Origin of the sequence: Parapedobacter sp. 2B3 (assembly GCF_041925275.1) — a bacterium.
Lineage (GTDB): Bacteria > Bacteroidota > Bacteroidia > Sphingobacteriales > Sphingobacteriaceae > Parapedobacter > Parapedobacter pyrenivorans_A.
Genome location: NZ_JBHEUZ010000009.1, coordinates 41,112 through 55,413, shown reverse-complemented (window position 1 = coordinate 55,413; position 14,302 = coordinate 41,112). Strand labels below are relative to the sequence as shown.

Here is a 14,302-nt window from a genome sequence, read left to right as displayed (position 1 = left end):
TACTTCTCATGGCATTTGTTTGCCAACCCGTGGTTGCGCAACTTAGCCTGCACATCGACAAGCATTTTTTTGAGGGCAAGGAAATCTATAAGGTGGAGACCACGTGGGATAATTACGTGTGGGTACTGGGCGCCAATAATTTCATTGCTCGGATATCACCGGATAATCAAGTGGAAGACTTAACGGCTTTTTTTTCGGGCTATTCCACCAAGCCGTTTACGGATATTAGTTCACGTTCGGCGGATACGTTGCTGTTAGGTACCGATGGAGATTATGCATTTTTGCTTACGGGAGCACAAGTGCGCCATTATGGCGCTGAGGCCGGATTGCATGAATCCACAATTACTTCGGTTGCTATCCATAAGCAATACCATATCCAATATCGTCATGATTCTCCACAATGGCATGAGAGACCTTTAACTATAACGGCACCCAATTATTCTTATGGCGTAGATAACGATCTGGTACTAGCCCCTTCGGATAACGATTTTTATGCAAACCGAATGTTAATCAGACAAAATGACCGGAAATTACTCACCTATACGCATTTCTACGGTGAAACCGGCATGGGCGGAGCCTGTATCGGCACGGAAGTCAGCAACATTAACTTGTATGTCCATCACGACGGGGGAAGTACGTTGCGAGAGGTGCCGATAGACTTACATGCGTCATCTGCCGATGCTATTCGCGCCATCTATGTATCAACCAGAACACACGACCTTCCCTTTACCGATGACTTTTCCATATTCTGGGCCGGGAATACGGGCCTGAATTATCTGCTCAATACACGGAATTGTTTTGCCCGTTCTACCGCTATTACCTTTTTTGGTGACAAGCGGGTGAATGCTATCAATGAGCTACATCTTCTAGGTGCATTGGCGGAGGATTATTTGTCCTATATGCTGATTGGAACCGATCAAGGGCTTTTTGTTTCTAACGAGAGTCAAAAACAGCGATTTAGCACACAATACCATCACTCCGTATTAGGCGGTCGCGAGGTGTACGATATGGAGACCATAAGTGACGGGGTACCCATTGAAGTGTACAATATGCATGCCTATGCTTCCTTTCCGATTTGTGAGCAATACATGTATGTGGCTACCAACGATGGGCTATTCAAAATGACCTATTCGATTGGGGCGGCATCCTATGAACACGTAGGGAGCACTCTGTACTTCAACGGCGGTCATTTAAGTGAGCAAACAATCCAGGTATGCGGAAGCGGGGACGATGTATTAACGCTAGGTTTTTATGAAGACGTGGATAACTTCATCCAATGGCAACGTAATGGTCAAGATATCATCGGTGCCGATACCAATTTTGTTTACCTCACGGAGCCAGGTGTATATCGAGCTGTCATGTGGTTCGGTTGCGAAAATATCGAAATCTATTCTCAAGAAGTCACCGTCTCGATTGACGATGTGCCTAAGTTTACGTTTGATTATCCGGATACAGTGGATATTTGCGAAGGGGATACGTTTCCATTGGAGGTAACGGACACCCAGCCCGGATACCGCTATCAATGGTTTCGCGATGGTGCGCCAATCGATGGCGAAACCTTGCCGTCATATACCGTGACGAAGGAAGGTATGTACCATGTGGGCGTGAATGCCTGTGGCGATCATTTTGTTTTCTCAGATTCGATAACGGTCCGTTTGCACCGCTTGGAAAAGCCGATTACATCCGATAGGGGTATTCTGATATGCGAAGGCGAGCCGCGGACGATCCGGGTAACCGGTTATCCTCCGGAGACCATCAAGCGTTGGTACCGGGATGACGTACTATTAACGGGCGAATCTGACACCGCATTGGTGGTGACACAACCCGGTGCATACTCCGTAGAGCTCGCACTCGGGCCCTGCTCGGTCATGTCCGACCCGTTGATTGTCCGCTTCGTGGCGCTGCCAGTAACGCAAATCAAGGCGGCCACCGAAGAGCCGTTGTGCGATGGAACATCCACAACCCTCACAGCCGTTCATGCGGCCAACGAAACCTATACGTATCGGTGGTCAACCGGAGAAACCACCCGCAGCATCCAAGTGAATACCGCGGGTGTGTACACGCTTGTACTGACCAACGCCGCAGGTTGTGCTGACACCGCGGCCTTCGAACTGCTTGTTTACGATCCTGTACCGGTGCCGCATATCCGCGATACGGTGCTCTGTGGTGCTGCGAACGAGGTGATCCGTATGGAAGCCCCCATCGGGTATTCGGCTTACCGATGGAATGGCGGAGCCAGCGGCGGGCGTTATTTTGATGTTTCCGTACCGGGTATTTATTCACTGGAAGTGCAAGACGAGAAAGGCTGCACAGCCACGACGACATTTGAGGTAGCCCCTTATTGTGAGGACATCCTTATTCCGAACACTTTTTCACCCAACGGGGATGGTTTCAACGATACATGGATGATCGGAGGCTTGGAAGACATGGCTGCCGTGGTATCCGTTTTTGATCGCAATGGACAGGTTGTATTCCAGTCCCGCGGCTATGGCGTTCCGTGGGACGGCCTGTACAAAGGAAGGTTGGTGCCCGTGGGGGCCTATTACTACCATATCGCCATTTCGGGGGGTAGCGATTATAAAGGTGCGCTGAACATACTGTATTAATGGTAACTTTGTTGAAATTGTTGGTTTACAGCTTCGTTTTTCCCCAGTTATTTTTGGGGCTATTGGCATACTTTTGTAAGTAACGGCTGGGCGTCACATGCCGATTTAGCTGTGTTAAAAAAAGCAAACTATGGAAAGGAGTAAATTGCTTGAAATGAACAATGTCGGTATCGTTGTAGAAAACCTCGATAACGCGATCGCTTTTTTCACGGAAATCGGATTGAAGCTCGAAGGGCGTGCTACCATAGCAGGCGAGTGGGCCGGTCGTGTTACCGGGCTTGGCGACCAGCATGTAGAGGTTGCCATGATGGTTACGCCCGATGGGCATAGCCGGTTGGAGATTTCAAAGTTTATTGCTCCGGCAATCGTCTCGGACCACCGAAAAGCCCCCGTTAATTCCCTCGGTTATTTGCGCATCATGTTTAGGGTCGAACACCTGGACGAGTTGGTGGGTCGGCTCAAAGAAAATGGCGCTGAGCTTGTTGGCGAGGTGGTTCAGTATGAAGATTCGTATCGTCTTTGCTACATTCGGGGAACAGAAGGGCTCTTAATCGGGTTAGCAGAACAGCTATGAATGAACCACATCCGGACATTCCGCTGGATGGAAGATAGTCTTTCCGGCTATCCGCCATGCTACGTTACATCTCAAAATTACTTAACTTTGTAAGTAGCATGAATGATAGACGTATGAAGAAAAGCTATTTCAATAAAGCAATCCTTTTATTCGAATTGTTCCGTAAGCATCGCATCCATGGTGATGACTTCGCGAAGGCAGCAAGCAAATCAGCATACCTGGATGAGAAAGTTGATGAATTCCGGCTTTTGATTGCAATGGGCAAGGATGTGTTTGCGGGGCGTTACCGCATGGATAAGTGGAACCTATCTATCATCGCCGCTACGATTGCTTATGTGATTTCTCCGCTTGATGCGGTGCCTGATGTGATCCCGTTGATGGGATGGGTGGATGACGCGACAATCGTTGCCTATGCCGTTTCTAAACTCACGGACGAAATCAATAAATATAAGGCATTTATACAAGCCAGCGCAGCGTAGGTTACCGCTTTCTAACCGGCACAACCAGTTCGATCTGGATCGTCTCGCCCACACGGTTCTTTTCCAGGTTGTAATCCTTCCGGTCCAGTTCAAAATTGCCCCGGAATACACCTTCGTTGCCCGTATGGTCGAAGGTGAATGGAATCGACACATTTTTGGATACATCCTTGATGGTGAGCGCACCATCAGCAACAAAGCCATTTTTAGATGGAGTAATTGCGGATGAGGCAAATCGGATGGTCGGATACCGTTCCGCATCCAGGAAATCTGCTGCTTTCGCGTGCCGGTTTTTGAGCCAAATACCGGTTTTAATCGTGTTTACGGCTACGGTCACATCGAAGTGGGAGCTTTTTAGATCGGCCGTGTCGAAATCGATGACACCCTGAAGGCCCGATAGTGTGCCTGAGGCACCTTTTGTGCGGAATTTAATGGCATATTCGTCTTCCTTTACCCGCCAATTGGAAACGTAAGCAGCAGCGAACGCCGAAAGCAAAACAATAAGTATAATCCCGGATGCATAGTAGGCTCCTTTCATGACAGTGCGATTGTAGACCCAAATGTAAATATTTATAGCTACATTTCCTTATAGCTTTATACGGCCTCCAATTCTTCCCGTCCTCGGTATACGGCTCAACGAGGCGCGTAATCGGCACGCTCTCATGCGGGGATAATCCATCCCGCCGATTTCCGCCATTCGTCCATTTCCCGGTTCCTTTTCTTCAAATCCGTGGGTGGAGATTCGTTATCGTTTCCCGCGCGGCGCGCCATAACCGCTATCTGCTCCTCGAGGGAGTTAAGTCCAATGACGGCCCGGCGCCGATTGACCCGATCTAGGTCGTCGAAACGGTTGGGTTTCAATTCCCCGCTTTCGTCCCAGTCAAACTGGGTGCCGTAAAGTTGCGGGCTCCCCTCGAGCACGGCGATCCGGTCTGTCAGGTAGGCCAGGTTTTTTGGGTCGGCCTGTTTTTCCTGCACGGCTTGTTCCAGTAGCTTCCGGCATTTCCTCATGAAGTCGGGCTGCCCGATGGCATGTTGGATGAGCAGCCAGGCGGCCTCGCTGGCTGGTGCCCCCACCTTACCGATGGTCGGATAGCCGATCGTGTCGATGATGTCTTTCAGCCGCTGCGCATGTTCGTTGTGGACACGCTCCATCGCCTTGTGATAGCCTTGCGACAGCTGTCCGCTTTGGGCAAGCCGGGACCGGAGCTCCAGGTCCGCCTTTTTCATGCCGATGATTTGCTGGGCAATATGATGGTAGTTCATTCCGTTATCGATAGGTTACCCTTAATGAGCAAAAGCCTTTTTGGCTATCTTTAAGGGTTGACGAATGTCGCCTGCTCCGCTAAGGGGCAAGCACGGTAATCGCGTCTATTTCACGACGATATCACCATGCCAAGAAGCTTGTAGAATTCCTTTAAGATAGCCTGGTGTCCTGGCCACGCTGGAGATGTAACCAGGTTGCCATCTACCACGGCTTGGTCTGCGGGAATGTTTTTCCACGTTCCGCCGGCAAGTTCGATATCGGGCCCCACAGCTACATAGGCAGTCAGTGTTCTGCCGGTCAGTACTTTTGCGGCGGTTAATACCTGGATGCCGTGACAGATTGCCGCCACTGGTTTGTCGGCATCGAAGAAGTGCTTCGTGATTTCCAATACCCGCTTGTTGAGCCGGATGTACTCTGCCGACCGGCCGCCTGCGATATACAGACCGTCATATTCGGCGGGATCTACATCGTCAAAATTCTTGTTGATGGCGAAATTGTGGCCACGAAGCTCCTTGTAGGTTTGGTCGCCGGTGAAATCGTGTACCGCGGTGGGTACTACCTCACCACTTTTGCGGTCGGGCGCAATGGCATCAACCTCGATGCCAATGGATCCCATTGCCTGAAACGGAACCATTGCTTCGTAATCTTCCACGTAGTCTCCAACGACTAACAAAACTTTCTTTGCCATAATACTGTGCTTTTAGTGAATCTAATAAAACACCCAATTTACAACAATCTATTGGTTGTAGTGTTGGTTTAATGTTAAATAATACGCTACATTACCGATGCACCCCTTGCGTTTACCATTGGCCATAACGTGAACGACTGATTTGGATGGTCCGTTCGAGTCGGGGTCGGTTAAACCGCTGAAGTAAAATGGGATATAGATTAAGTAAGATAGAAGGCCTGACGAAACAATACCGCTCGTCCCTGTAAGGGAGCGAGCGGTTCTGGTTCTTTTGAGGGGGGATATTTAATGATTGTATGCTGCCAGTTTAACGTTTCGAATGCCGGTATCATCCGATCTGAAAAGCAGTTTTTCGACTTTCAAACCGGGGCAGAACGTGATCATGGTGCGTTTGCCGGCGATTTCAGTATCGATCTGTGATCCGCCATACTTGGTGTCGTATTTGACGAACATGCGGACGGTGAACGGCCCGTCCGTATCGAAGAGGTTTTCGATGCCATAGTGGCGGGCGTGGTTCGGAAAACCGCCTTCGCGCAGGGTCTTTTCCTGGTCGGAGAACTGCTGAAGAAATCCTTGACCGTATTGCGCCCTTTTCCCGTGCGGACTCAACTGGAATTCGCAGGCGTGCTCGGCTCCGTCTTCGCCTAAGAACAGGGCGCCAAGTTTTCCGGATAGGTCCTCACCAGGTTTTACATCAAACGTCAGCAGGAAGGAGGGGGCATCGACCTCGAACGTGGAGTTCTCCTCGATTTCATCGGCCAGTGCGCGTTGCTTTTGGGTTACAGGGACGAGCTCTTCCATCCATTTGGTGCCGATCCGTCCGTCCGGAAACTGGAGCATTTCATGGATGTTTAACGTGCCACCCCAGTTGGCCATCGGAATCCAACCGGCCATCAGGAACCGGCCGTCGTTGATTTCCGTAACCGCGGGTACGCACATGCCATTATAGAAATCAAGCCCCTGCTTGACAACGTCCGTATACCCGTCTTCCGGTGCGCTAGCTGGCTTTGACCAGAGGCCGGTAAAGCCACCGATCACGTAGTCGTAATTCCCCCAACGGAAGAAAAACGTGCAATCACCACCTGGAGGAAACCCCGGATTAATGGATTTCCAACCGCCTTCGATCGATTTTGATTCCCAGGTTCCCTTTGCGCCGTAGTTCGCCAGCATGCGCAGGCGGCCTTCGGGATCGGTATAGACACTGGGGTTTTCGCAATGGTGGAATAGCGTGTGTGTCTTTTTGAAATTGCTGATGCCATCGGCGCTGATGGAGTAGGTGGATCCGGCGGGATATCCCGATAGGGTATCGTACCCGAACGATCCCGTGGTGCCGTGTTGGTTGTAATAATCCATTAGCAGCGGCAGAGTGGTTGCTTCTCTGGGATAGATACGGGTGGTGTGCAGGCCATAACTGATGCAAAGTTTGCCGTCGCTGATGAATGGCGTGCCCGTGCCCAGCGTCTCCCATTGGCTTTCGATGGGAGTGGCGGCTTCGTGTTCGGTCCAGGTGACGAAGTCGCTCGTTGATAAGTGTTCGAAATAATGCCCACCGCGGCCAAATTTGCTGGCGTGACCCCGCCGGTCAAACAGGTAAAATACGTGATACCGCCCCTCATGGTAGAAGGTGGCAACGTCGCCCACCCAGGTGTTGTGGCCGGCAGGGGTCCAGTATTGGATATCCTTCGCGATTCGGGGAGTTTTCAATACCGTTTTTTCAGGCTCCAGGCCGGGGACGAAGAGTTCGGCTTTGGAAACCAGGTTGGGGTCAATCTCCCAGCTGTGCTGGGCAGGCCATTGGGGATAGCCCAATGCGAAATCATTGTCTAGCAGTTCGCCGTCTACATACAGTGACCACCGTACACCCGAAAAATGGAGGACGATTTCATGTTGGCCCGTGGATTCGGTCAAAATCCCCAATGGAATGCCGATAATCATATCCCGTACCTCCTTTTCGGTACTGTTTGGAAGCGGGTGCAGCCGCAATGCCGCTTGAAATACGGGAACCGAACCATCCGCCATTGGATAGGCCGGATAATTTTGGGCTTTGCGGTCGGAGGGATCGTGCTTGAACGTCGTAACCTCCAGCACACCGGGAATATACAGCAGCTGCTCGCTGGATAGGTGCTGACCCAGCGTGGCGGTTAGCTTGATTGTAAAGCTGCTGCTGTCTGCCGGTGCATCAAAGGTGCCCTGGGCCGACTTCGGCGATAGCGTGCTGGCCGGTGCGACGCCCTGGGAAAATACCCAAGGGGCCGCGTTGAGCTCGATTTGAACGGCTTTTTTCTTTTCAACGCAACCGATAAAAAGCAGGCTGCAGCTGATCAGCATAAGGAAGGGATAAATTGGTCTCATTTTTCTTTGAATTAGTTAACGAAATTGACTGGATTCACGGATGACGATATCTCCTTTGAGGTTTACGGTAATCGGGATGCGGTTGTTTTCCTTCAACCTGCGCATCAGCAGCTCGATGCTGAGGTTGGCAATCTCCTCGCAAGGCTGGCGGAATGACGTCAACGAATGCTTCAGGTGTTTGGAGTATTTCATGTCGTCGTATCCGCAGATCAGGATGTCTTTCGATATCTCGATTCCGAGGTCGTCCAATGAAGACATCAATACGGCTGCCGTCGAATCGTTGGCGCAGATGATTCCCGTTTTGCCGGCAATCACTTCCATGCCCTTTACCAACTCCAAATCCTCGGGACTGCCGCAGAACACATTGCTTTCCGTAAACGCATAGCCGTGCTTGAGCGCCGTATCACGCACCCCAGAAAGGCGCAGATCTACCGAGCTGGCGGACCCCGGCCGGTAGAAAAAATGTAATTTTTCGCAGCCGCGATCGATGAGATGCTGGGCCATGACGCAACCGGCGCTGAAATTATCGATGCATACCACATCGAATTCGCTGCGGTCTGGGGCGGCGAGGATATCCCGGTCGATCAGTACCAGTGGGATATTTGCCTCCCGGATGGTCTGGCAGATTTTGAGATTTAGTTCATAAGCGTCTGGTACGCGTTCAAGGGGGGAAAAAAAAATGCCATCCACCTTTTTCTGGATGTAGCTTTCGAGACAGGATTCAATAAGCGATTTCCGGATTTCGGCACTGCTTGCGGTAGCGCCTTCCCAAAAGCAATTAAACATCCCCGATTCGGATTGTCGCAGCAATTGATCGTTGATGATAGAGAAGATCTCGGATTCTCCGGATCCGGGAAGCAATAGGCCAAAGGTGTAGGGGGTGTTCGAATAGTGATACGTGACCACCGTTCCGAAGCCTTTGGTTTTCTTTACAAGGCCTTCCTCCTGCAGCTGGTTATATACTTTGGCGATGGTAGGCCGGGACACGTCGTATCGTTTGGCCAGCGTCTGTTCGGTCGGTAGCATGGCACCCGGCAGAAACCCTTCCTTAATGATCTGGTCCTTGAGCGTGTCGTAGATCGTCTTGTAGCTTGTTTTAGCAGACATAATTAAAGGTATTTACATTGTGGTGTCAAATGTAATATTATTTGTCAAATAATTTACATTATTGTAGATAAGTTGCGATTTATTTTGGCTTTTTTCTTTCCTTTTCTCTGAATTTTTCCAGTTATTATTAGCTGTATAAAAAATATTTACCACTTAAATGTTTACATTTTATGTATGTAACCATACTTAACGTATGGTCTGATATAAACAGGTTTTGTTTTATATATTACTTATTATAAGTTGATTATGTAAATTTCTGATTGAATGATTACGAATTTGATGAGTGTTTTTCAAAAATTAGGCTGTCTTATGTATTTTATATGTAAACATTATGATAATAAATTGTGATAAAATAGTTTTGCTTTTGTAAATATCGCCGCTATATTTGGCAACGAATTAGTGCCAATTATGCCTTGTTTCATGTAACGTTTATAACCATGTCTAGTAATCGATTTAAGTGTTTGCCTAGCTATTACAAATTCAGCGGTGTCTCTGTATTGCTGCTGTTGGTTGCAGCGTTATCATCCGCGCAAGTGGTCAAAGATTATAGTCCTTCGATCCAACGGACCACGCAACTGCAATATTTCAAACCCATCGAACCGCATTTGTTTTCGGGCGACGGAATGCCTTATTACCACAATGGTACATTTTACTTGTATTGGCTGTTGGATGAAGGGCATCATGCCGGTTTGGATGGCTTGGGTGGGCATCAATGGGCACTGAGTACCACCACGGACCTTGTTCATTGGGAGCATCATCCGGTAGCATTAGGCATCGAAAATGAAGCGTGGGAAAAGTCAATTTGCACGGGATCCGTAATCGAGCATAACGGTCAATTTTATGCGTTTTATGCCACGCGTGTAAAGGACGACAATGGTGTACACGAGCAGCTGAGCTATGCGATCAGCAATGATGGGGGCTACACCTACGAGAAGCAAATGCCCAATCCCTTTTACCTGGCCCCGGAGGAATGCATCAGTCGGGATTTTAGGGATCCGAAAGTCTTTAAGGGGGAGGACGGTCAGTTCCATCTTTTTGTTTCGGGCAACCTCAAGGAGCCGGCAATCAGCGGCTTCGGTGGCTACCTGGTGCACTTGGTTTCAACGGATCTGAAAAACTGGGAGGAAGTGGAATCGCCCTTGCGTGGGCAACAGGGCACGCCCGAATGCGCGGACTATTTCAAATGGAACGATTGGTATTACCTGTTGTATAGCATAGCGGGGCATACCCATTACGTGATGGCCAAAGAACCTTACGGCCCATGGATCTATCCCGAGTCGCAAGCCTTGATTGCACATTTCGAGTGCGTCTACAAAACGGCCGGGTTTGAGGACGGGCGCCGTATTGCGGTCGCCTACTCGCCCTACCGTGCCGATGATCGGGATGATGGCGACCGAATTTGGGGCGGCACGATACTTTTCCGGGAAGTTTACCAGGAGCCGGATGGAACGTTGGCCACCAAATTCCTGCCCGAGGTGCTGCCGGCGTCGTTACCGATGGCTATGCCCCAAATCAAGACTTCGGCTCCGTCGGTCGTCGCCGTCATGGATGGGCGCGTGGAAATAAAGGCGGCTGGTGAAGTGGGGGTGGCGGAAGTGAATGACCTGCCCGATAATTACCGGATCTCCATGCGCATTGAACCGGATGGCAATTATGAGGAGCTGGGGTTGTTTTTGCGGGCCACGGATAAGCGCGCGAGCGGCTATCGGTTGGCGCTGAACCCGAATCACGAAACGGTGCTCATGCATAACACCTTGATTGATGCGGTAAAAGGCCTAAATGAGCCGATACTGCTGGACGTAATCGTATATGAAGATTTTTTTGATGTATCGGTGAATAACAAACGGACCGTGGTGAATCGGTTGCCTGAACAAAAGGGAAATAACCTCTTCTTCTATGTCAAGAACGGTAATGCTGCCATCCGGGATGTAAAAATCGAAAAGATAGCTAATCTTAATAACCCTAATTTATGAAACGAAAAATAATTGAAACGAAGAAAACGGTGGGCCAGTTAGCACTCCTGTTTTTATTTTGCATGTTTGCCGGGCAGGGGGTGGCTGGCGCTAGTTCCCTGATGATCAACCAAGAGCAGATCTTGGTGTCCGGTACGGTGTTGGACAAGAACGGGGCGCCATTGTCCAATGTCTCCATTATCGAAAAGGGGGCGGGAGGCAACAGCACGAGTACCGATGCCGATGGCCGCTTTACCTTGCGCGTAGGTAGTACCAGCACCCTAATATTTAGCTACGTTGGCTATAAGACCACGGAATTGGCCGCGTCTACCGTGCAGGAGTTGACGATACGGCTGGTTGAAGATGCCTTGAACCTCGACGAGGTGGTCGTGACCGGCTACACCACCCAGCGCAAAGCGGATTTGACCGGGGCGGTGTCCGTGATCAACGTAAACCAGCTCCGCTCCAGCACAACGGGCAGTGCCATGCGGGCTGCCCAGGGCCGGGTGGCCGGGATGGCAGTTACCGTAAACGGCTCGCCTGACCCGTCAGCGGCAGTACGCATCCGCGGTGAGGGTACGTTGAACAACAACAATCCGCTGTATATTATCGATGGCACGCCGACCACCCGTTCCATGGCGGAGCTGGCAACCATGGATATCGAATCCATCCAGGTGCTGAAAGATGCATCGTCGGCCTCCATTTATGGCTCGCGTGCGGCAAACGGTGTGATTATCATTACCACGCGGCGTGGCAAGAAAGGAACGACCGTCGATTTCACCGCCTCTAATACCCTCACCAGCAGTGTAAAGCCCTTCGAATTGATGAATACGGAGCAGCGCGGCATCGCCCAATACTGGGCGATTAAGAACGATAATCCGACGGCCGACCCCAACCTGGTCGGGATTGGTTTTGTGCGTGATTTCGGTGGTCTGTACCAGTATGAAGACCATCAGGATGCCAACGGAAATTGGATGCTCGACAGGGTGACTTGGCGCGAATACCTCGATCCGATCGAACAAACGATGCGCTCGGCCGATACCGATTGGCAGCGGGAGATTCTACGTACCGGCATGATTCAGCAGTACAACGTTACCGTGTCTTCGGGTACGGACAACGGGAATGCGCTCTTTGCGGCAGATTACTACGATAACAAGGGAACCATCGACGGCAGTTTCTTCCGGCGCTTCAATGCGCGGATCAATACCGATTACAGCTGGCTGGACGGAAAGGTAAAAATCGGTGAGAACTTCACGGTGTCGCAGTGGCGCTCTAGCTCGAATGTGGGGGATGGAAACCTGGGGAGCACGAAATCGCTCATGTCTATCGTGCCGGTACATACGGTAGACGGCGTAGGCTGGGGCGGGCCAATCGGTGGGATGAGCGATCGCCAGAACCCGGTACGCCTGATCGCGGACAACAAGCAGAATCATCAGGATAACCTGCGCTTGTTTGGGAATACATACCTAAACATCGAGCTGTTGAAAGGCCTGAATTTCCGTTCTTCTTTTGGGGTTGATTTTGTGGGCTACTGGCGGCGGACCATGGATTTGACGTATGAATCGGGCTTTTTGAGCGAGGCGCGAAATGGGGTATACCAGACTTCCAACTATAACTACGATTGGAATAACAGCAACATTTTGCAGTATGTATTCGATGTAGATCAGCATAATTTCGATGTGATGGTCGGGCAGGAGACAGTTGATCATTCGTATCAGTCCCATTGGGGAAGCCGACGGGTGTTTGCCCTGGAAACGCCGGATTATATGCAGTTGGATGCGGGCGAAGAAGACCGCGAGAATGGCGGCGGGTCCAGCAACAACACGCTGATTTCGTGGTTTGGAAAATTCAATTATAACTTTGGCGATCGTTACCTGGCTTCCGGTACCCTTCGCCGGGATGCATCCTCGGTATTCGGGGCGAACAACCGGTGGGCGACATTCCCCGCGGTGTCTTTTGGATGGGTGCTGAATAACGAGCCGTTTCTGCAAGACGCGCTTGCTGGGTTTTCCCAACTGAAACTCCGCTACGGATGGGGGCAAAACGGCAACTCGCAGATCGATGACTATGCGGCCTACTTGATGTACAGTCCGCTTTATGACCCCAATTCGGTGTGGGATTGGAACTGGGGTACGGCCTATGATTTTACCGGGGAGGGCGGAAGCAACCTGCCTTCCGGCTTCCGCCGTACCCAGCGCAACAATCCGGACCTGCGGTGGGAAACGACCACCCAACATAACTTCGGGGTGGATTTCGCGCTTTTTGCCGGCAAGTTTGGCGGCTCGCTCGACTATTACCTCAAAAAGACAACCGATATCTTGATGAAACCGGGTACGGTGGCGACACTCGGTGAAGGTGCCCAAATGTGGCTAAACGGCGCGGATATCGATAACAAGGGCATCGAATTGACCCTGAACTACGCCGATAATTTCGGCGATGTGGGGTTGAATATCAGCGGCGTGGTTTCGCACAACAAGCAGCGGATCCTGAAGGTGCCCGACGAGGTCATCAATAATTTTGCAGGGAACGGAACCGATCAGAACATCTTGGGACGCTCTCGTTCATCCATGTACGGCTATATTGCCGACGGCCTGTTCCAATCGCAGGCCGAGGTGGATGCACACGCCACGCAGGTGGGGGCAGCGCCGGGGCGTATCCGTTTTCAGGATGTAAACGGTGACGGTAAGATCGATCAGGAAGACCGCGCGTGGCTGGGCAATCAAGATCCGAGCGCGGAGTATGGGGTAAACGTGGGTGTCACGTGGAAAAACTTCGACTTCGCCGTATTCTTCAACGGGCTGGCGGGCAAGAAACTCAATGTACAGGGTTGGAAATCCTGGACCGATATCTATGCGTTGAGTACGTCTGGCGAAAACTACGGAACCCGCCTGTTGGACGCGTGGACACCAACCAACACTAATACGACCATCCCGGCGATATCCATCAATAATTACAACGACGAAGGTCGGTTTTCGACCTACTACGTGGAAACCGGTTCGTACATGAAAATCCGGAACATGGAGCTGGGGTACACCCTTCCTACTGCATTGCTGGATCAGGTGCGCATGAAACGGGTACGCCTGGCTTTGCGTGCCGACAACGTATTGCTGATCAAGAAGACGTGGGGCGACAACCCGTATACCGGCTTGGATCCGGAAACGCCGGGAAATGGATACCCGTTGCCATTTTCCATGACGTTTGCGATAAACGTTTCTTTCTAACCGTAAATTTTAAGATTAAGAATCATGAACCCGACATGATTAAAATAGTCATTAAAACC

At 50.7% G+C, this 14,302-nt stretch carries 11 protein-coding genes; 5 read left to right on the top strand and 6 right to left on the bottom strand.

All coding sequences use genetic code 11. The features are described from left to right. Positions 1 to 8: 8 nt before the first annotated feature. The 3 genes from ACEVG1_RS11515 (at position 9) to ACEVG1_RS11505 (ending at position 3,659) form a co-directional block, all read left to right on the top strand. The gene (locus ACEVG1_RS11515) at positions 9 to 2,606 is read left to right on the top strand and encodes a gliding motility-associated C-terminal domain-containing protein (RefSeq protein ID WP_374743827.1); all 2,598 of its coding nucleotides are present in this window, start codon (positions 9 to 11) and stop codon (positions 2,604 to 2,606) included. A 130-nt stretch (positions 2,607 to 2,736) separates the two neighbouring features. Next, positions 2,737 to 3,180 carry a VOC family protein gene (locus ACEVG1_RS11510; RefSeq protein ID WP_374743826.1) on the top strand — a complete coding sequence of 148 codons (444 nt, stop codon included), beginning with the start codon at positions 2,737 to 2,739 and terminating at the stop codon, positions 3,178 to 3,180. Positions 3,181 to 3,278: 98 nt separating this feature from the next. Next, entirely contained in the window at positions 3,279 to 3,659 is a 381-nt protein-coding gene (locus ACEVG1_RS11505; protein WP_374743825.1) for a YkvA family protein, read from the top strand. Between the two features lies 1 nt (position 3,660). Here ACEVG1_RS11505 and ACEVG1_RS11500 read toward each other — a convergent pair whose 3' ends face one another. The 6 genes from ACEVG1_RS11500 to ACEVG1_RS11475 form a co-directional block, all read right to left on the bottom strand. Further along, positions 3,661 to 4,194 (bottom strand): YceI family protein, encoded by a 534-nt coding sequence (locus ACEVG1_RS11500; RefSeq protein ID WP_374743824.1) that lies wholly within the window; start codon positions 4,192 to 4,194, stop codon positions 3,661 to 3,663. Positions 4,195 to 4,316: 122 nt separating this feature from the next. Beyond that, positions 4,317 to 4,922, bottom strand: coding sequence for a DUF6624 domain-containing protein (locus ACEVG1_RS11495; RefSeq protein WP_374743823.1), 606 nt, complete (start codon positions 4,920 to 4,922; stop codon positions 4,317 to 4,319). A 110-nt stretch (positions 4,923 to 5,032) separates the two neighbouring features. Beyond that, positions 5,033 to 5,611 carry a DJ-1/PfpI family protein gene (locus ACEVG1_RS11490; RefSeq protein WP_374743822.1) on the bottom strand — a complete coding sequence of 193 codons (579 nt, stop codon included), beginning with the start codon at positions 5,609 to 5,611 and terminating at the stop codon, positions 5,033 to 5,035. A 112-nt stretch (positions 5,612 to 5,723) separates the two neighbouring features. Next, positions 5,724 to 5,822, bottom strand: a complete 99-nt coding sequence (locus tag ACEVG1_RS11485) for a hypothetical protein (RefSeq protein ID WP_374743955.1) — start codon at positions 5,820 to 5,822, stop codon at positions 5,724 to 5,726. A gap of 74 nt (positions 5,823 to 5,896) precedes the next feature. Continuing rightward, positions 5,897 to 7,963 (bottom strand): hypothetical protein, encoded by a 2,067-nt coding sequence (locus tag ACEVG1_RS11480; protein WP_374743821.1) that lies wholly within the window; start codon positions 7,961 to 7,963, stop codon positions 5,897 to 5,899. A gap of 15 nt (positions 7,964 to 7,978) precedes the next feature. After that, complete coding sequence (locus ACEVG1_RS11475; protein ID WP_374743820.1) at positions 7,979 to 9,070, bottom strand: GntR family transcriptional regulator; 1,092 nt, start codon at positions 9,068 to 9,070, stop codon at positions 7,979 to 7,981. A gap of 437 nt (positions 9,071 to 9,507) precedes the next feature. Between ACEVG1_RS11475 and ACEVG1_RS11470 the strand changes: the two genes are divergently transcribed. Both ACEVG1_RS11470 and ACEVG1_RS11465 read left to right on the top strand, forming a co-directional pair. Next, complete coding sequence (locus ACEVG1_RS11470; protein ID WP_374743819.1) at positions 9,508 to 11,043, top strand: family 43 glycosylhydrolase; 1,536 nt, start codon at positions 9,508 to 9,510, stop codon at positions 11,041 to 11,043. Next, positions 11,040 to 14,243, top strand: a complete 3,204-nt coding sequence (locus ACEVG1_RS11465; protein WP_374743818.1) for a SusC/RagA family TonB-linked outer membrane protein — start codon at positions 11,040 to 11,042, stop codon at positions 14,241 to 14,243. The genes ACEVG1_RS11470 and ACEVG1_RS11465 overlap by 4 nt, the downstream gene beginning before the upstream one ends. Positions 14,244 to 14,302 lie beyond the last annotated feature (59 nt).

Coding starts and splice junctions, on each gene's coding strand:
- ACEVG1_RS11470 (WP_374743819.1), top strand. CDS start 9,508: ATGTCTAGTAATCGATTTAAGTGTTTGCCTAGCTATTACAAATTCAGC.
- ACEVG1_RS11465 (WP_374743818.1), top strand. CDS start 11,040: ATGAAACGAAAAATAATTGAAACGAAGAAAACGGTGGGCCAGTTAGCA.
- ACEVG1_RS11475 (WP_374743820.1), bottom strand. CDS start 9,070: ATGTCTGCTAAAACAAGCTACAAGACGATCTACGACACGCTCAAGGAC.
- ACEVG1_RS11490 (WP_374743822.1), bottom strand. CDS start 5,611: ATGGCAAAGAAAGTTTTGTTAGTCGTTGGAGACTACGTGGAAGATTAC.
- ACEVG1_RS11515 (WP_374743827.1), top strand. CDS start 9: ATGGCATTTGTTTGCCAACCCGTGGTTGCGCAACTTAGCCTGCACATC.
- ACEVG1_RS11505 (WP_374743825.1), top strand. CDS start 3,279: ATGAATGATAGACGTATGAAGAAAAGCTATTTCAATAAAGCAATCCTT.
- ACEVG1_RS11495 (WP_374743823.1), bottom strand. CDS start 4,922: ATGAACTACCATCATATTGCCCAGCAAATCATCGGCATGAAAAAGGCG.
- ACEVG1_RS11480 (WP_374743821.1), bottom strand. CDS start 7,963: ATGAGACCAATTTATCCCTTCCTTATGCTGATCAGCTGCAGCCTGCTT.
- ACEVG1_RS11500 (WP_374743824.1), bottom strand. CDS start 4,194: ATGAAAGGAGCCTACTATGCATCCGGGATTATACTTATTGTTTTGCTT.
- ACEVG1_RS11510 (WP_374743826.1), top strand. CDS start 2,737: ATGGAAAGGAGTAAATTGCTTGAAATGAACAATGTCGGTATCGTTGTA.